Source organism: Candidatus Glassbacteria bacterium (genome assembly GCA_019456185.1).
Lineage (GTDB): Bacteria > Gemmatimonadota > Glassbacteria > GWA2-58-10 > GWA2-58-10 > JAJRTS01.
Genome location: VRUH01000008.1, coordinates 32,225 through 49,520, shown reverse-complemented (window position 1 = coordinate 49,520; position 17,296 = coordinate 32,225). Strand labels below are relative to the sequence as shown.

13 protein-coding genes and 1 pseudogene (1 of these 14 only partly in view) are annotated in these 17,296 nt (G+C 59.1%); all 14 read right to left on the bottom strand.

The annotated features are described in order from the left end of the window. Positions 1-588: pseudogene (locus FVQ81_04805) on the bottom strand (thiamine phosphate synthase); it reaches 75 nt to the left of the window's first position. A gap of 2 nt (positions 589-590) precedes the next feature. Next, a complete protein-coding gene (locus tag FVQ81_04800) occupies positions 591-1,760 on the bottom strand; it encodes a WG repeat-containing protein (protein ID MBW7995888.1) in 1,170 nt (389 codons plus the stop codon). A 79-nt stretch (positions 1,761-1,839) separates the two neighbouring features. Beyond that, positions 1,840-2,763 carry a methionyl-tRNA formyltransferase gene (locus FVQ81_04795; GenBank protein MBW7995887.1) on the bottom strand — a complete coding sequence of 308 codons (924 nt, stop codon included), beginning with the start codon at positions 2,761-2,763 and terminating at the stop codon, positions 1,840-1,842. Continuing rightward, complete coding sequence (gene def / locus FVQ81_04790; GenBank protein ID MBW7995886.1) at positions 2,760-3,290, bottom strand: peptide deformylase; 531 nt, start codon at positions 3,288-3,290, stop codon at positions 2,760-2,762. Before def ends, FVQ81_04795 begins: the two co-directional genes overlap by 4 nt. 13 nt (positions 3,291-3,303) lie before the next feature. After that, a complete protein-coding gene (gene yajC / locus FVQ81_04785; GenBank protein MBW7995885.1) occupies positions 3,304-3,633 on the bottom strand; it encodes a preprotein translocase subunit YajC in 330 nt (109 codons plus the stop codon). A 103-nt stretch (positions 3,634-3,736) separates the two neighbouring features. Continuing rightward, positions 3,737-4,876, bottom strand: coding sequence for a tRNA guanosine(34) transglycosylase Tgt (gene tgt, locus FVQ81_04780; protein MBW7995884.1), 1,140 nt, complete (start codon positions 4,874-4,876; stop codon positions 3,737-3,739). Between the two features lie 29 nt (positions 4,877-4,905). Beyond that, positions 4,906-5,931 carry a tRNA preQ1(34) S-adenosylmethionine ribosyltransferase-isomerase QueA gene (queA, locus tag FVQ81_04775; protein ID MBW7995883.1) on the bottom strand — a complete coding sequence of 342 codons (1,026 nt, stop codon included), beginning with the start codon at positions 5,929-5,931 and terminating at the stop codon, positions 4,906-4,908. Between the two features lie 114 nt (positions 5,932-6,045). Further along, positions 6,046-8,592 carry a carbohydrate binding family 9 domain-containing protein gene (locus FVQ81_04770; GenBank protein ID MBW7995882.1) on the bottom strand — a complete coding sequence of 849 codons (2,547 nt, stop codon included), beginning with the start codon at positions 8,590-8,592 and terminating at the stop codon, positions 6,046-6,048. A gap of 293 nt (positions 8,593-8,885) precedes the next feature. Then, entirely contained in the window at positions 8,886-10,244 is a 1,359-nt protein-coding gene (locus FVQ81_04765) for a PFL family protein (GenBank protein ID MBW7995881.1), read from the bottom strand. Positions 10,245-10,247: 3 nt separating this feature from the next. Further along, positions 10,248-10,625 carry an ACT domain-containing protein gene (locus FVQ81_04760; GenBank protein MBW7995880.1) on the bottom strand — a complete coding sequence of 126 codons (378 nt, stop codon included), beginning with the start codon at positions 10,623-10,625 and terminating at the stop codon, positions 10,248-10,250. A 225-nt stretch (positions 10,626-10,850) separates the two neighbouring features. Beyond that, positions 10,851-11,324: a DUF386 domain-containing protein gene (locus FVQ81_04755; GenBank protein MBW7995879.1), complete on the bottom strand. Its 474-nt coding sequence runs from the start codon at positions 11,322-11,324 to the stop codon at positions 10,851-10,853. Between the two features lie 343 nt (positions 11,325-11,667). Further along, the gene (locus FVQ81_04750; GenBank protein ID MBW7995878.1) at positions 11,668-12,732 is read right to left on the bottom strand and encodes a hypothetical protein; all 1,065 of its coding nucleotides are present in this window, start codon (positions 12,730-12,732) and stop codon (positions 11,668-11,670) included. 84 nt (positions 12,733-12,816) lie between these two features. Further along, positions 12,817-14,241: a 4Fe-4S binding protein gene (locus tag FVQ81_04745; GenBank protein MBW7995877.1), complete on the bottom strand. Its 1,425-nt coding sequence runs from the start codon at positions 14,239-14,241 to the stop codon at positions 12,817-12,819. Between the two features lie 229 nt (positions 14,242-14,470). Further along, positions 14,471-17,296, bottom strand: coding sequence for a choice-of-anchor D domain-containing protein (locus FVQ81_04740; GenBank protein ID MBW7995876.1), 2,826 nt, complete (start codon positions 17,294-17,296; stop codon positions 14,471-14,473).

The window sequence follows — 17,296 nt, the reverse complement described above, 5'->3', positions numbered from 1 at the left end:
ACTGATCGCCGCGGCGCCGGCGGCTCCGGCCGCGGCCACACTCTGCGCGTTGACAGTCTCGATCCCGCCGATTGCAAACACCGGAATATCGACAGACCCCGCTGATTTGGCAAGGAGGTCGATTCCGCAGGGGGCAACGCCGGGCTTGCCGGCGGACTTAAAAACAGTGCCGAAATACAGATACGAGGCTCCGGCCCCCTCGGCAACAACCGCCTCCTCCACGCTGTGGCAGGAGTACCCGTACGCCAGGCCCCGCTCACGGCACAGGGCAGCGGCGGCCTCCAGCGGGACAGTGTTCACTCCCAGCTGGACCGCGTCGGCAGCGGCGGCCAAGGCGATATCGATCCTGCCGGCGACAATCAGCGGTGCGCCAATCGCGGCGGTAATCTCTCGCAGCCTGACAGCCAACTCGAACAGTTGCCTCCCACCCAGGCCGTGGGCGCGAAGGTTGATCGCAGCGATACCGGTAGAAGCCACCGCCCCGGCGGCCTTGATGAACCCTGACCTGCGGACAACCCGGTCATCGGTCACAGCGTGGACCGGGAATTTGCGCCAGTCGATTTTATTGTGGTGACTATCAGCGGCCATTCTTAATATCGTCGCATTGGTATTTCAGTAAGCGGCCAGATATAACTACCGCTTGTATTAATATAGCCGGTTTTATTACCGATTGTCACCTTGGCCAGGCCATTGTCAAACCATCCAGCCTTGTCATACTGCGGCTGCACTACCAGCTCGCCGGATTTATTGATATAGCCCCATTTATTGTTCAGCAGAACTGTTGCAAAGCCTTCATGGAAACCCCAGGCAAACTCATACCGGGCCGGGATAACAATCGTGCCGGTGGTGTCAATAAAGCCGAAGCCGTTGTCTGTTTCCACACTAGCCAGGCCCTCCAAGAAACCGTGGCTGAGTGTGTTGTTCAAACCGGAACTCGTAATGTAAACAGGCTCCACCACAAGCTTGCCAGCCCTGTTGATATAACCCCAACCGGGGCCCACCAGCACAGCAGCGAATCCTTCGCTGAAATCCGCGGCGTTGAAGTACTTTGGCTCGATAAACCACTTGCCTTCCCGGTCGATATAGCCCCATTTTTCCTCGACCGTGACACGGGCCACGCCCTGAGAGAAATCTTCCGCAATGTCATATCTGGCCGGGATCACCAGCTCGCCGCTTTTGTCGAAATATCCCCATTTAAGGCCGGAATTCAACATATCAAGCTGCACACGCATCAGACCCTCGGAAAAAGACCTGCTCTGGTTCGTACCCACCAGACTCAGCACTTCGTTTCCTGCCTTGTCTATATAAAGACTCGCGCCCCTTAGGTCCCGTTGCACCCTGGCGACACCTTCGATGAAAGGCCAGGCTGACCTGTACTGTGGCTCTATAACATAGCTGCCACATGTGTCAATATAACCTGAATTCGTATCGACACTCACACTCGCCAGTCCTTCGGAAAACCACCAAGCCCTGTCATATTGTGGAGCTATTACCAGATCGCCGGTAGTGTCGATATAGCCCCATTTATCGCCTACGCGCACACTTACCAGACCTTCGGAAAAACGGCCAACTTCGTCAAATTGAGGAGCTACAACCAGCTTGCCGGTTTTGTCGATAAAGCCATATCCGGAATCCGCATAAACCGGAAACAGTTTGTTCTTTTCTTTTGCGAAAGGATTATACGCGCAGAGAATACTGGTTGCCGAAACTATTCCCAATACCAGAAAAACACTGATCGTGCGAGCCATACCGTCCTCCATTGTCCGGATGACAATTCAACAAAAAGCGATATGGGGGATCGCCGGCGAATAATCCTGGGGGGAAGAATTTTATTGAGCACTACTCCAGCTTCTCACCTTCGGCAACCGGTGCGCCTCTCAAATAATCCGCGGCGGGCATCCGGCGCTTGCCCTGGGCCTGGACCTCGGCAAACTCCAGCGCGCCCTGTCCGCAGCAGACAAGCAGGCCGCCGCCGGGCGCCTGCGCCACGGCCCCCGGCTCACCTGTGCAATCGGCAAGCCGGGGCCTGAATAATTTCAGCGGCTCGCTATCGCGGGTTGTCCAGGCCCCCGGCGCGGGGTCGAACGCGCGGACCGAGTTGGCGATTTCGCGCGCCGGACGGCTCCAGTCCACCCGGGCCTCCTCGCGGTCGATCTTGGGCGCGAATGTGGCCAGGCTGTGGTCCTGCGGCACGGGCCTGACTTCGCCCCGCTCGATCCGGTCCAGGGTCTCGACCAGTAGCGGGCCGCCCGCGGCGCTCATCCGTGCGGCCAGTTCCCCGGACGTTTCGGATTGACCGATTGCCATCCGCTTTACGGCGAGAACTTCGCCGCTGTCCATCCCCTCGTCCATCCGGATCACGGTCAGACCGCTTGCGGTATCACCCGCGGCGAGGGCGCGCTGGATCGGCGCGGCTCCGCGCCAGGCGGGCAGCAGTGATGCATGGAGGTTGATAGAGCCATAGGGTGGCAGGGTAAAAATTTCCGGCCTGAGGATATGGCCGTAGGCCACGACCACTGAGATATCGGGAGCTAACGAGCGGAGGTCGCTCAGGAATTGGCCGCCGCGAGGGCGCTCGGGCTGAAGGACAGCCAGGCCCAGACGTTCGGCGGCTCGTTTGACCGGAGGCGGATTGAGCTTACGGCCCCGGCCGCTGGGACGGTCGGGTTGGCAGACAACTCCGGCGACCTCGTGGGATGATTTGCAGATCTCTTCGAGCGGCCCGGCTGCAAACTGCGGGCTACCCCAGAAAATTACCCTCATGCGCTCTGCCGCGCCTCCAACTCCTTGCGTACCTTTTTCCAGCGCGAGACAGCAAGCTTCTTCTTTACACCACCCAACAGGTCGACAAACAGGATACCGTCCAGGTGGTCAACCTCATGCTGGATAATCCGGGCAACCATGTCGGTGGCCTCGATCTCCACCTCGCCGCCCTCGCGGTCCAGGCCCCGAACCACGATCCGCTCGGCGCGCTCGACCATTTCCTTGATCTCCGGGATCGAGAGGCAGCCTTCCTCGCCGCGGCAGGAACCCTCCTCCTCGATAATCACCGGGTTGATCAGCACTTGCGGGTCGAGCTGGTAGCCGGCCTCGACATTATCGTAGACAATCAGGCGCTTGCCGACACCCACCTGGGGCGCGGCCAAGCCCACCCCGTCCTTGGTGTACATCGTCTCGATCATGTCCCCGATCAGCTTGTCCATCACCGAGTCGATTTCATCCGGCTCGATCTCCATCGCTTTCTTGCGCAGGAACGGGTCGCCCATGTATTTCAATTGCAGAACGGCCATGGCCGTTTTCCCTTCAGCTTCCTTTGGTTATTACCCTGCCGACCCGGGACCGCTCGATCTTGATTTTGGTCCCCTCGGCCACCTTGAGGTCTATCGTGTTCTCCTCGATATCGATAACCTTACCGTAGATTCCGCCGGCGGTCACTACCTCGTCGCCCCTCTGCAGCTCTTGGAGCATCTGCTTGTGCTGTTTCTGCTGCTGCTTCTGCGGCCTCATGATCAGGAAGTAGATAATCGCGAACGTGGCGATAATCATGAAAAAGAACGTACCGTCGAAACCGGCCGCCGGGGCGCCCTGACCCCCGCCGCCGCGACCCATTGCATAGAGAACATCCGTACCCATTGATTGCTCCTCGAGATAATTTCCTCAGCGCTGGAAAAAGTACCCGCCTGAAATGACAATTCCCCACCCGGTGGCGGGAAAAACAAACCGGCGCACCGCAAACCTACCGGCTGCCGGGATCGTACTTATTATAAAACAGTTGCGACCATTGGTCAAATGTACCGTCGAAAATCGCTTCCCGCATCTGCCGCATAAGAGCGGTGATAAAATGCACGTTGTGGTGGCTGGTGAGCCTGATTCCCAGGATCTCGCCGGTGTTGATCAGATGGCGGATGTAGGCCCGGGTGAAATTGCGGCAGGCGTAGCAGTTGCATTCCCCGTCCAGGGGACCGAAATCGGCGGCGTACGAGGAATTCTTCACCGCCACCCGTCCCGAGCTGGTAAACGCGTTCCCGTTGCGGCCCAGCCGGGTCGGCACCACGCAGTCGAACATGTCCACTCCCCTGGCCACCGCCGCCACCAGGTCCTCGGGGTAACCCACGCCCATCATATAGCGCGGCTTGTCCTCGGGCAGGTGCTCCAGGGAGCATTCCAGCATCTCGAACATCAACTCCTTAGGCTCGCCCACGCTCAAGCCTCCCACGGCGTATCCCGGCAGGCCGAGTTCCACCGTCCGCTGTGCGGACCACCGGCGGAGATGATGGTACATTCCGCCCTGGACAATACCGAAGAGGTACTGCGCCCACGACGGCCGTTTAGCGCCGGGCAGCCCGTCCAGAGAGTCCCGGCAACGCTCGCTCCAGCGGATCGTGCGTTCGGCGGCCAGGCGCACGTAGTCTTCCTCCGACGGGTACGGGACGCACTCGTCGAACGCCATGATAATATCCGCGCCCAGCGCAGCCTGAGCCTCCATCACGCTCTCGGGGGTAAACATGTGGTAGGAGCCGTCGAGGTGGCTCTGGAAACGCACGCCCTCCTCGCTGATCCTGTTCAGGTCAAGCAGGCTGAACACCTGGTAACCGCCGCTGTCGGTGAGCACGGGCTTGCGCCAGCCCATGAATTCCTGCACCCCTCCGGCCTGGCGAATCAGTTCGTGGCCGGGCCGAAGGTAGAGGTGGTATGTGTTGGCCAGCACGATCTCCACTCCCATCCCGTCCAGGTCGGCCGGAGTGAGCGTCTTGACTGTCGCCTGGGTGCCCACCGGCATGAACACCGGCGTGCGCACGACGCCGTGGCCGGTATTGATCACCCCGGCCCGCGCCGCAGCGTCGGTTGCCTGGAGTTCGAAAAATTTCCCTGTCACAGAAAACGTCCCGGATAATAATTCCAGGTCTACAAGATCAACATCGCATCGCCATAGCTGTAAAACCGGTATTCACGCTCCACCGCCTCGCGGTAGGCCTCCAGAATCAAGTCCCTGCCGGCGAACGCCGAAACCAGCATCAGCAGGGTGGAGCGCGGCAGATGGAAATTGGTCAGCAGGCGGTCCACCACGCGGAACTCGAATCCCGGCGTGATAAACAGTTCCGTGAAACCCTCGAGACCGCCGCGGTCCGCACAGCTTTCCAGGGTGCGCACACTGGTGGTTCCGACGGCGGTCAGCTTGCTACCCGCTTTTCTCGCCCGGACTATCTTCTCCCACACGTCCGGCTCGATTCTGTACCACTCGCGGCCCATCCGGTGTTTTGCGACATCTTCCACGCTCACCGGACGGAACGTGCCGGGGCCGACGTGAAGAGTAAGCTCCACCAGCTCTGTACCCCGCGCCGTCAGTTTGTCCAGCAGAGCGGCGGTAAAATGCAGCCCGGCCGTTGGCGCGGCCACCGCGCCGCGACTGCTGGCATAGACAGTCTGGTAGCGCTCGCGGTCCTCGGCAGTGTCGGTGCGCTCGATATACGGCGGCAGCGGGACCCGGCCCCAGCGCTCGATCAGCTCGTTGATATCGCCTCCGCGGGGAGCTTCCAGCCGCACGATCCGCTCGCCTTTCTCCTCGCCGAAATCCTCGACCGTCATCAGCAGTTCCCCGCCGCCGAACTCCACCCAGCGTCCGGTTTTCATCCGTCTGCCCGGCCTCACCAGCGCCACCCAGAGCTCAGCCTCCAGGGGACGGACCAGCAGCACCTCGAACTCCGCCCCGCCTTCCAGGGCGCCGGTAAAGCGCGCTGGGAACACTTTGGTGTTGTTCAGAGCCAGCAGGCCGCCGGGAGCGAGATAGCCGGGCAGGTCGGAAAACCCGCGGTGCTCCAGTTCTCCGGTTTCGCGGTGGACCACCAGCAGACGGCTGCCGTCACGGCGGGAGGCCGGATGCTGGGCGATCAGCTCCGCGGGAAGTTGATAGTCGAAATCGCTGGTACGCAGACTCTTTCTCCATCTCAATATGCCTGGACCAATCCTGCCGGTTTGGCGGCTGCATGAATGACGAAAGATAAACAGGAGGTCAACAGCGTGAAAGGATAACCGGTCAGAGCCGGCTCAGCTCTTGCTCAGCCAGTAGGTGAACTTGCCGATAATCTGGCGGTCGGGACGGCTGAACCCTTCCGTCTCGTGATCGTCGAACCGGCTCTCCTTGTACACCAGGTAGAAAAAGCTGCCCGGGCGGAACTCGAAGCGGGTGACGAAATGGATCCCCAGGGTGCTGCGCAGGTTCTGCGGAGAATTCAGTACCCACTGCCCCGGCTCCAGCGGCGTGTGGCGGTTTGACGAGAAATCGGTGTACTGGGCGAACAAGCGGAAATCCAGCCGGTTGTTCATCGTATAACTGGTGCGGAAAACGTAGCTTTCGAACCGCGTGTCACGCAGGGCCAGAATCTTAGCCGGCGTCTCGAAGCCATCGGTCTCGACCGGCTCGCTGAAATCCGAGAATCCGGTATTCCTCTGCAATCGCGGTTCAAAATTCAATTCCAGGTTTGGACGGGGCCGGAGGCGGAAGCGGATACTGCCGGTCCAGCGGTCGCCATCGCGGTAGGTGCTGAAATTGTTGTTCAAGCTGACATTGAACGGGCTGCTGTAATCGTTGGCTATTCCCGCCCAGTATCCGTGTCCCTTGGGGTAGCGGAAAATAAAATCGTGGTCATCCGCCGCCCGGAAGGCGTCCTCGCTGTTTTCTATCGCCCGCCAGGTGCCGGCAAACAAGTTCCAGTAATTCATGAACTGCACACGCGCGTTCATCGAACCCCAGGCCGAACTGAGGTTTCCGCCCGTATAGCTGCCCAGGTCCATGTCGTAGCGGTTACCGAACGTCTTGCCCACCAGTTGGTCAAGGTAGCTGTCGGTCCAGTTGCGGTTCAGTTCCAAGTTGATGTTATATGAGCGGACCCCCGAGGCGTGGGGGCGGTCGCGGAAGCGGATGTCGCCGCGGACGCGGTGTGTCCCGTAGTCGTTGCCGTAGACCCAGCCCAGGTCGTTGACGTCGAACCTGTCGGAATAGTTGTCGTAGTTGACCCCGTAGGTGAGGTGTTCGCCGTTGAACTTGCGGAGTTTCAGTTCCAGGCCGTAGCCCTTAGAGCTGCTTCGCTCCGCATCCTCGACAGCGCTGCCGGCCACCTGTCCGGATAACTGCCAGGTGTGGTTGAACCGCAGGTCCCAGTCCAGGCCGCCGGTGAACGCATAGCGGCTCCAGTCGAAATCGGGGTGGCTGTCATCGCGGATCACGCTGGTCCCGATCAGACCCAGGCTCGAACCGTCGTCATATTCTTTCGACAGCCTGCCGACCAGGAAATTGGTCCGCGGGTCCAGGTATTTTTCCCTGACCCGGTCCCGCTCCAGTCCCGGCACCTCATCCATGCCGTGGTAGGCACGCTCCTCGCCGGAGTCGAAACTGCCGTCGCCGTCGGTATCGACGAAATAGTACTTCTCCTCGTCCACCAGCGCCTCGATCAAGCCGTAACGCAGCCCGCTGCGGGTCTTGCCCACTATCCGCGCGCCGGTAAGGATCGTGGAGGCGGGGTTGATCACGTTGTTCAGCGGCCTGCCGATCCGGCGGGTATGCACCAGACGGATATCGGTGCGGAACACATCCTGAAACTCGATAAAAAACGGGCGCTTCTCGGGGTAGTAGGTGGGGAACGGGGACAGGTTCAGCTGCTCCTCATCGGTTTCCACCGTGCCGAACTCAGGGTTGACCGCCAGGTCGAGCGTGACCCCGGAGTTGATCCCGTACTTGATATCCAGGCCGAAATTACGGGTGAAGTCGCCGGAAAGCACCTCGTTGTCCTGAAGCTGACCGACCGCATAGGGCAGGAACTCCAGCCGGGTGGGAGTGTCCAGGTTTTCCAGCCCTCCCAGCATCCCGAACCGGCTGACGAAGAAACCCCGCTCGCTCTCGGGAATCAGCCGCCACTGGTTATACTCTTTCTTGCGCTCGATATAGCGGGTAAGGTTCAGGCCCCAGGTCTGGAACGGTTTGCCGCCGCCGAAGCGCAGCACGCTGAAGGGGATCTCGATCTCGGCGACCCAGCCGTAACTCAGCTTGCGCACTTGGCTGAACCAGACCGCGTTCCAGTTCTCGTCGCGACGTGTTTCCTCGCTCCAGAGCGCGTCCGCCTGGACATTCTCGGCGTTGACCGAGAACTGGAAGGCGGTGCGGCGGTCGAAATAGGAATCGAGATAGACGCGGACGTTGTCGGAGCTCTGGATATAGTCGCGCGGAGTGAGCCGGGCGCGGATCAGGTCCGGTTCGCTGTCGTAGCAGATGAACAGGAAATAGATCGACTCGTCGTCGTAGACAATCCGCACCACCGTTTCCTCGGTGGGCGGCTCGCCCTCGTCGGGACGGCGCTGGATGAAATCGTCGATCGGCAGCGCGAGGGTCCAGCAGGAGTCCTCGGGGTAGCCGTCGAGTATCGGCGGATTCGAGACTTTCACCGCCCAGGCGGTTTTAAGCGCATCCTGCAGCGAGGGATGCCGGCGCAGATCGACAGAATCCGCGGCGGCCGCGGACTGGTTCGCCACCTGGGCGGCAAGGTTCCACGGGGCGGCGACAAGCAGCGCCAGCAGAAATTTCAGGATACGAGGTTTCACGGTAGTAGTTGCTTAGCTATATTTTTCGATCAATGAATCATCTCTAATTGTCATTAAAATCACACACCCCGCCTGCTTGGGCAGGCACCCCTCTCAAGAGGGGAATGTCAGGCCCGGACTGTCAGCACGGCCAGCGGGGTTCCGAGGTTTTAATTCCCCCTTAGAAAAGGGGGAAACAGGGGGTTGTGCTTTTCAGCTTTTCCTTGATACGCATGGGAAATAAATTCAATCCCCGCCCGCCTGCTTGGGCAGGCACCCCTCTCAAGAGTGGAATCTTGTCTCCCGATGATTTATCAGTTCTTCATCCCGGTAACCGGAGCGGGCATCCTGCCGCCGCGCCGGATGAAATTAACCGAGCCGAACTTGTTGACCGCCATGATCGGCACCCGGCCCAGCAGGCCGCCGTAATCGACCAGGTCGCCGGGCTCGGCGCCGGGGGCGATAATGATCCTCACCGCGGTGGTTTTGTGGTTGATTATACCGATCGAAAGCTCGTCGGCGATAATCGCGCTCACCTTCTCGGCCGATGTGTCGCCCGGCACACCGAACATGTCCATCCCCACGCTGCAGACCGCGGTCAACGCCTCCAGCTTGTCCAGGCTGAGCGCACCCTCCTGCACCGCGGCGATCATCCGCTCGTCCTCGCTGACCGGAATGAACGTGCCCGACAGGCCGCCCACGCTCGCGCTGGCCATCGCTCCGCCCTTCTTCACCGAATCCATCAGCAGCGCCAGGGCCAGGGTTGAGCCGTGCGCCCCCACCCGCTCGATACCCATCGCCTCCAGCACGCTGGCCACCGAGTCGCCGGAGGCCGTGGTGGAGGCCAGCGAGACATCCATGATGCCGAACGGGACCTCCAGCCGGCGGGCCAACTCGCGGCCGATCAGCTCGCCGGCGCGGGTGATCTTGAAGGCTGTGCGCTTGATTATCTCGCCCAGCTCGGTGAGGTCGCAATCGGGGTTGGCCGCGACTACATCGCGCACGACCCCGGGTCCGCTGACACCGATATTGACCGAGAAATCCGGCTCGCCCACACCGTGGAACGCACCGGCCATGAACGGGTTGTCCTCCGGCGCGTTGACAAAGGCGACAAACTTGGCGCAGCCGATCCCGCGCTCGCTGGCTTCGGCCGTGCGCTTGAGGATCGGGCCCAGCGCGAGTATCGCATCGAGGTTGAGTCCGGCCACCGTGCTGCCCAGGTTCAGGAACGAGCAGACCCGGCCGGTATTGCTCAGCACCTCGGGAAGCGATTCGATCAGGGCGGCGTCGCTGCGGGTCATTCCCTTCTGGACCAGCGCACCGAAGCCGCCGATAAAATCGATCCCGGCATCCCCGGCCGCGCTGTCGAGCGTCCGGGCCATCTGCAGGAACTTCCCGGCTTCCGTGTGGGTCTCCATGATCAGGCTGATCGGAGTGACCGAGATGCGCTTGTTGATTATCGGTACGCCGAACAGGGATTCCAGCGCCTTCGCCTGTTCCACCAGTTCGCAGGCCTTGCCGTTGATCCGGCGGTAGACATTGTCGCGGAACCGCTGGAAATCGCTGTGGATACAATCCTTGAGGTTGATTCCCAGCGTGGTGGTGCGGATGTCGAAATGCTGGTAGAGCGTCATCCGCACTGTCTCGAATACTTCCTGGACGTTGATCGTCATCGCTCACACTCTGTGCATGGTCTTGAACAGGGCCTCGTGCTGGATCTGCACGATCAAACCCATTTCTTTCGCCAACTTTTCCATTGCGGCTTTTACGTCCTCCAGATCACTGGGGCTGTCCTTGAAATCGACCATCATGATCATCACGAAATTGCCCCGCATCACTTTCTGGGCGATATCCTCGATATTGATCCTGTGCTCGAACAGCAGGCTGCTGACCCGGGCGACAATGCCCTGCTGGTCGCGGCCCATGACGGTGACAAACGAGATTTCCTTGCCGGAATTCTCCTGGTCGAGTTCGCGCGGGTTCAGGTCGCGCGGATCGGTTCCCTGCATCTGCTCCCTCCCGATTTCCCGTTTAGCCATTAGAAGTTGTTTCATAACTGGATTTTATTTCAAACTTTCGCCCATTGGCAGGTAAGCCCAAAAACACAACCCCCTGTTTCCCCCCTTAATGAAGGGGGACTAAAACCGGATAACCCCAGCCACCGTACGAAAAAGCCTGAGACCGGACAATTCCCCCTTAACAAAGGGGGTGCCTGCGCAAGCAGGCGGGGGTTGTCCCGTTTCAAGGTTATGAAACAGCTTCTTGTTACCGCATGCAACTCAGCCCCGCGCTTCCGGCAGCCGCACCTTGACCACGATCTTGGTCACCGCGGCGGGCTGGTCGAACGCGGCGCCGGGCATGTGGGCGTCCTCGGGGAAGAAAACCGCGAAATCGCCCTGGTGCAGCACCAGCATGCTGTCGGCGGCGTCCGGCTCGTAGGTGATAAAGTCCTTCTCCGGGTCGTACTCCTCCAGGGTCGAGGCCATCTCCGCGGGCGTGTAATATATCGCCTCGGGGCCTCCGCTGGCAAGGTACTGGACATCGAGGTAGTTGTAGTGGCCCTCGAGGATTTTCTCCACGCGCGGGGCGGTGGTGTAGACAGAGACGATGGCGAACACTCGCTCGCCGTCGATCTCGTAGCGGCCCGGCCCGGGCGGGTTGTCCTTGATCTCGTTCAGCCAGGCGAACGCCTGGGCCAGGCCGGGGACAAGGGATTCGTAGCGGTGGTGGGTCGAAAGCTGGGCAGTGATCATGGTGGTATCCTCATATAAGTTGCTACTGTTGTGTCCCGGACGTAAATGTAGAAATACGACGCTCTGGTAATGGTTCGATCAACTCAAGCTGAAATCCCCCCTGGCCCCCCTTTGGCAAAGGGGGGGAAGCAAGGCCCCCTTAGTGCCTGCGTAGCAGGCGGGGGTTGTTATCCCCTTTTCGTAAAGGGGGATCGAGGGGGATTTATCATCAGTTGTCTTTTATATTATTTACAGCTCTCCACACTAGTAAAGTTATTTTCCCTCTCTGATTTTATTTACAATTCCCATTTCTAAAAAATACTTGTACATGCTTTCCTCGTACAACCACCTTTGGAACTTAATATTACTTCAACAACACCCCAATCGGACCCTGCATCCATTTGGCCATCAGCAGGAACCCCAGGTCGGTGGGGTGGACCCCATCCACCGTGGCGTCGCCGTTCAGCCAGACATCCATCGTACACTCCAGCAGGTGGATATGCTCATCGCCCGCGGCTATCAGCCGCTGCCAGGCCTCGCGCATCAGGCGGTTGGCGGCGGCATCGGAGGGACGGATATTCTCCACCAGCAGCACCGGCGTATCCGGGCGGCGCTTGCGGTAAATCTCCATGAACGGTTCGGTCAGCGTGCCGATATCCCCGCCGACATTGGGGATACAGTCGATCAGCAGCACCGCCGGGTCGATTTCGCTGATAAGTTCGGCCATCTCAGGCTCCATCCTGCCGTTGCCGCTGAATCCCAGGTTGATCACCTCGCGCTCCAGCCAGCGGCCCAGGATCGCCGTGTGGACGTTGCCCGGACGGCTGGCGCAGCCGCCCTGAGTGATCGAGGTCCCGTAGAACACGACCGGCTTGCCCTCCGGTTTCGGCAGTCGCCAGAGAGTGCAATCGTCCGGCACGCCGATCTCCACTTTGCTCACCGAGTTGTAGAGCGGGAGATACATCAGGTACTCTCGCCTCTGCTGCGAGCGTCCCTCGAACAGCCGGCGCACGGTCCATTCCTGCTCGGGACGGGCCACGCGGGTGAAGCGCCACTGGCCCTCACGCCGCACAAACAGGTCCAGGCCGCTGCGTCCGGTGGCGGGCATGTGCTGCAACCCCCCGCCGCCGTCCCAGGCGACACTGATCGAGGGCGCGTCGGTGGCGAAGCGCACGCACAGCCCGGCTGCGTCGCGGCTGAGACCCCAGACCGGCTTGCGGACCACACCCTCGGCGCGGGCCGGGAGACGGTCGTAGGAGGCCTTGGTGTCGGTCCAGCCCTTGCCCTCCACCCCGATCACCGAGACGTCGTACCAGGCCAGGCCGCTGTCGGAGTGGGCGGGCCGGACCGGGTCGTCATCGGCTGTGAGCGTCGCCGCTCCCAACATCAGCGAAAACGTTACGGTCAGCAGAATCCGCATATGTCTCATCTTTTTAGACTCCGTGTAAGATTTACCGGCCGCCACGACTGGAGCATCCAGGCAATTATACACTCTTTACTTTGGCGCTCGACACTAAAACCGCCACCAGACAATGGTAATCACAAAGATAAGGCAGTAAGTCAGAACACCTGTTGCGGCGGGAAAAACAGATATGCCCTCTCCGGCATGGCATTTTCTTGTCAGCGCCGCTAGAGAAACAGCTATCGAGATTAAAAACAGGGTGATCGCGCAAAACGTTAAGTATGGCTGGACTGCACTTACGAAACTATTGTCCAGAAACAGTGTTCCGGCTGCAATAGCTTTGGCGGTTTCAATTCCGTTCGGGTCATCGATACTGTGTTCAATAAATGGTATTCTGCTGGTTGTTTTGAGCATGGACTTAAACAGGTGTGCCCCGGCGGCCACCGGAACGAAAAAGACAGCCGTGCTCTTCATATATTCCCAGACCCCGGTATCGGGATTGCTGAACCGGTTTATAAAGGCCGGCACTATCCACCACAACAGTGGATATCCCAGGAAGATAACAACCGCCGTCAACAATCCGGTCAGGTGTGGATCTGCAACGCCCAGTTTATCTGCTACCTGGTTTGGGATAAAAGCTAGAATGTCCTTGGTGGTTTGCCATTCCGAGAGTATTTCGTAGACCACGAACCCTGAAATAATGTACAGAAGAAAAGTTTGAGAACTTGTTAATCTGAGGCCGGAAAAGATGTCTTTGAAAGGCATCCTGGCAAAAACACCAACGTTGTCAAAGGGACAGGATTTGAAACACTGACTGCAAGTGATACAATCACGGTTATGCCATAAAGTCGCCGGATAGAGTTCACTGGTGCATGAACGTCCCACAAAGTTGTAATAATTTCCGGAAGAGATACATTCTTTTCCACGGCAATCGTGACAGACTTGCCGATCGCGGACTCTTATTTCAAATGGTGAGCAGAATCCGTAAAATCCAAGCAGCGGACCTATCGGGCAGAGGTGGTTACAGAACGCTCTTTTTTTAAAAAGCAAACCGAAAACGACAGCCAATCCAAAAAGCAGAATTAGATAAAGAGCCATTCTGAAGGGTACCCTGTGGATGGCGAATGTATGGATCCCGATTACAAGGATCAAAGCATAGAATACGGTAATCAACCATCCGCTTCTCATCCAACCGGGCACTTTTCTTTTAAGTCCGAATTTACTCAGCCCCGAAGTCACCAGTTCCATCGGGCAGACCGCGCACCAGATTCTGCCGAATATGACCGCAGAGACTATTACAAGGGGCCACCAATAAGACCAGACCACCAGGTTGGCGAGATTTGTATTGCGAAGAATTCCGGCAAATTTCATGTCGGTTGTGTTCGCGCCTAGTCCACCAAATATCAAGAGAATGAAAACTGCCGTAAACAACAGTTGAATAACCAGGGGAAACCAGTTGCGGCCGAAAAGAAAAGTCAATAGGCCCAGTTCACGACGCGAAGAAACCATAGCCTGACACTTTCCGATAACTTTCAAAAGGGATTAGTATCGCCGGAGAATATGATCCTCAGGCACAAGGTCTTCTACCTTGAGACAATGAAACCTACTGGGATTCTTATCCAGTTAAACAGGCTTCGTAATACATCCGAGTGGCAATTCCAGCTTGAACAACATTAAAGCTTCTTTAAAGTTTTTAGCTATGAAGTCCGGTTGGGACGACTTTCTCACAAGCCTCCTGCTGATCAAGGCTCAACTAGATCCTGACTTATTTCAACAGGACCATCTTACGGGTGAACGCCCGCCCGCCGGCGAGCAGACGATAGATATAAACTCCGCTCGGCACCCCGCGGCCGCGTTCGTCCGTGCCGTCCCAGAAAACAGTGTGCTCGCCGGGAGCACGCTCCCCCTCGGCCAGCACCCGCACCAGCCGCCCGCCGATATCGTAGACTTTCAGGCTCACCCGGCCCTCCGTCCCGCCGTCCGGCACGCTGAAAGAGATCGTGGTGGACGGGTTGAACGGGTTTGGATGGTTCTGGGCCAGCGAAAAGGCATTGGGCAGAGCCGGACGACCCGCGTCCGCCGAGCCGAGTGCGGCCATTGCCTCCCGGTAGTCGTCCTCCCCAAGGCCGGCGCTTGCCAGGTAATCCCTGAGCCAGGAGACTTCCTCCGCGCTCAACGATTCGAGCCAGGCGTTGCCGTCTGTCGCCCTTTGCCCGGCCAGCACGGCCCCGGACCGGACATCCGGGCAGGCGCCGTCGCGGATATCCCTCAGCAGCGCGACAACATCGGCGATAGTATAACTCCCGTCGGCGTTCCAGTCCAGACGGGGGTCGGCGGGGCTGCGACGGGAGAGCAGGAGGAAAAACAGCACGTCGATAATGTCCGCGCGCCCATCGCCCGTCATGTCGCACCTCAGCACCACTCCGCCGACAGTGGCCGTGCCTGAGAGTGCCACCTGGTGGAGCGTGCGGGCGGAGTCATCGGTGGTGAACGAGAATACCGCCGGATGCTCGCCGCCCTCCAGCGGCGCGAACCGGACAGTGACAGAGGCGCTGTCGCCGGGGGCTATTTCCAGGGTGTCAGCGGTGGAGACGCCGTAGTGCCCGCTGTCCACATTCCAGCCCCAGGCCAGCAGGGGCACCTCGCCGGTGCTGCGGATCGTCACTCCGGCCGAGTCGGATTCGCCCACCTCCACGCTGTCGAATGCCACCGCGGTGGTGGCGAGCTGGACCGAGGGGTGCACCCCCGTGCCGGCGACCGGGATCTGGATCACCTCGCGGACCGGATCGTTGGTCTCGATCGTAATCGTGCCGCGCCAGAGGGCGGCGCTGGCAGGACGGAACGCTACCCGCAGAGTATCCACCATGCCCGGCCCCACCTGCGAATTGTCTGCTGAAACCGTGTAGGCCAGGTTCGAGCTGTACATGTTGAGCAGTTCCAGGGTACTGGCTCCCGTATTGCCGATCGGGTAGGTCTGGTAAGTCGTGCGGCCCACCTTGGCGTGGCCGAAATCGATACTGTCGACATCCAGTTCCACAGCCGGCACCAGGGCGATGTCGGTGATCTCGGTGGTGAGGTAAACCGCAAGGTCGTACTGGTTGTCGAACGGATAGGGGGCGAAGCCGTTAATTCCGGTTGTGCTGTAGAATATATCGGAATAGATGTTTTTGGTTGTTGCACCCAGCGCCGGGCCGTCACCGTTTGTCTGAAACTGCTTGTCCGGAAACTGGAACACGATCCAGATCGGCCTGGAATCAGTGAGCTGGACCGGTTCCCATTCAATATTAGTGAAACTCTGTTCCGCCCCCAGGTAGTTTACAACCTGGCGGATCGGGTTAGCGGCGTCCGGAGCGGATTCGGTTCCCGAAGTGAGCATGATTTTCGGCCAGGCCGTGTTCAGGTCGTTGTTGTGGAACGTCATCCCGTGGACTTTGAAGGCCACGGGCAGGCTGGATGCCGGAAAGCGCACCGCCAGGTAATGATTGGTAGTGTTGCCGCTTAAATACAGCAAAACATTCAATGAGCTGCTCATGTCATAGCGCGCCAGCAGGGTAGCGGTGGTCAGGGTAAAATCGTAATCCGGCTGGAACCCGCCCGTTGGCACCGGCACAGCGCCGAATATCGAGCTGACCCCGTCGAAATACTGCGGGATATAGACCGTCAGATCGGAGTTGCTCTGGATATACTGGCCCACGTGCTTGAGATCGACCGTGCGGGCGCGAAGATAATACTCCGTGCTCCGCCGCAGACCCTGGATATTGTAGCGGCCCGCGGAATCACTGAGGGCGGCCACTTCCTCTATCCCGGTGGAATCGTTGATCGCCGAGACGTATACGCCCCACACCTTATCCCCGTCCACGTTGTACACAGTGCCGGTCAGCGAGTCATAGGCCGAGGAAAAGCCCGGCGCCGGGTAGAGGCTGCTGATCCCGGCGCGGTCGTCCTCGGACACCGAACTCTGGCCGTCGCGGGTGTACGGGTACATTGTCGCGTGCTCGATCCAGGTGTGGTCCAGCCCGAGCATGTGGCCGATCTCGTGGGTGGCCACATCCTGCAGGTTGATCCGTTTCTGGCTCAGGTCGGTTGGCTGGGTGGTGCTGAACACGTATTCCAGGTCGTTGAAAATTATGTCCGAATCGAGAATTCTCCCGTTTGTGGCGCTATAAGTGTTTATTGTAATCCCTACGACAGAAGGACCGGCGGGTCCATCAGAGATAGAAAAATCAGTAGCCCAGGAATCAAAAATCACCAGATTAATATTATCATTACCGGTACTTACGTTAGTCTGAGAAGTTGTGCCGGCATAGTCAAAATCTAGATTGGCGTATGCTATATTATTCCATGCCTGAAAGCTGCTCCGAATTCCTGTTACAACCACCGAATTACTCAACCCGTCGTTTGTGTTTCCATCGTGGATTGCATATCGCAGCGGAAAATCGATATCCGGGTCCCAGTGCTGACGGTAGCCGTCTTCCCGGGTGAAAAAATAGACATAGGCCGCGGCCGGATTAACCGCCACCATCAGCAGCGCGGCCAGCGCGATTGCCCAGGGTATCGTTTCCGTGATCTTATCCAGTTTCCGCCCGCTCAT

Excerpts from the sequence above, each read along its gene's own strand:
- FVQ81_04740 (MBW7995876.1), bottom strand. The coding sequence starts at position 17,296 with ATGAGCGGGCGGAAACTGGATAAGATCACGGAAACGATACCCTGGGCA.
- yajC (MBW7995885.1), bottom strand. The coding sequence starts at position 3,633 with ATGGGTACGGATGTTCTCTATGCAATGGGTCGCGGCGGCGGGGGTCAG.
- FVQ81_04755 (MBW7995879.1), bottom strand. The coding sequence starts at position 11,324 with ATGATCACTGCCCAGCTTTCGACCCACCACCGCTACGAATCCCTTGTC.
- FVQ81_04760 (MBW7995880.1), bottom strand. The coding sequence starts at position 10,625 with ATGAAACAACTTCTAATGGCTAAACGGGAAATCGGGAGGGAGCAGATG.
- FVQ81_04800 (MBW7995888.1), bottom strand. The coding sequence starts at position 1,760 with ATGGAGGACGGTATGGCTCGCACGATCAGTGTTTTTCTGGTATTGGGA.
- def (MBW7995886.1), bottom strand. The coding sequence starts at position 3,290 with ATGGCCGTTCTGCAATTGAAATACATGGGCGACCCGTTCCTGCGCAAG.
- FVQ81_04795 (MBW7995887.1), bottom strand. The coding sequence starts at position 2,763 with ATGAGGGTAATTTTCTGGGGTAGCCCGCAGTTTGCAGCCGGGCCGCTC.
- FVQ81_04765 (MBW7995881.1), bottom strand. The coding sequence starts at position 10,244 with ATGACGATCAACGTCCAGGAAGTATTCGAGACAGTGCGGATGACGCTC.
- FVQ81_04750 (MBW7995878.1), bottom strand. The coding sequence starts at position 12,732 with ATGAGACATATGCGGATTCTGCTGACCGTAACGTTTTCGCTGATGTTG.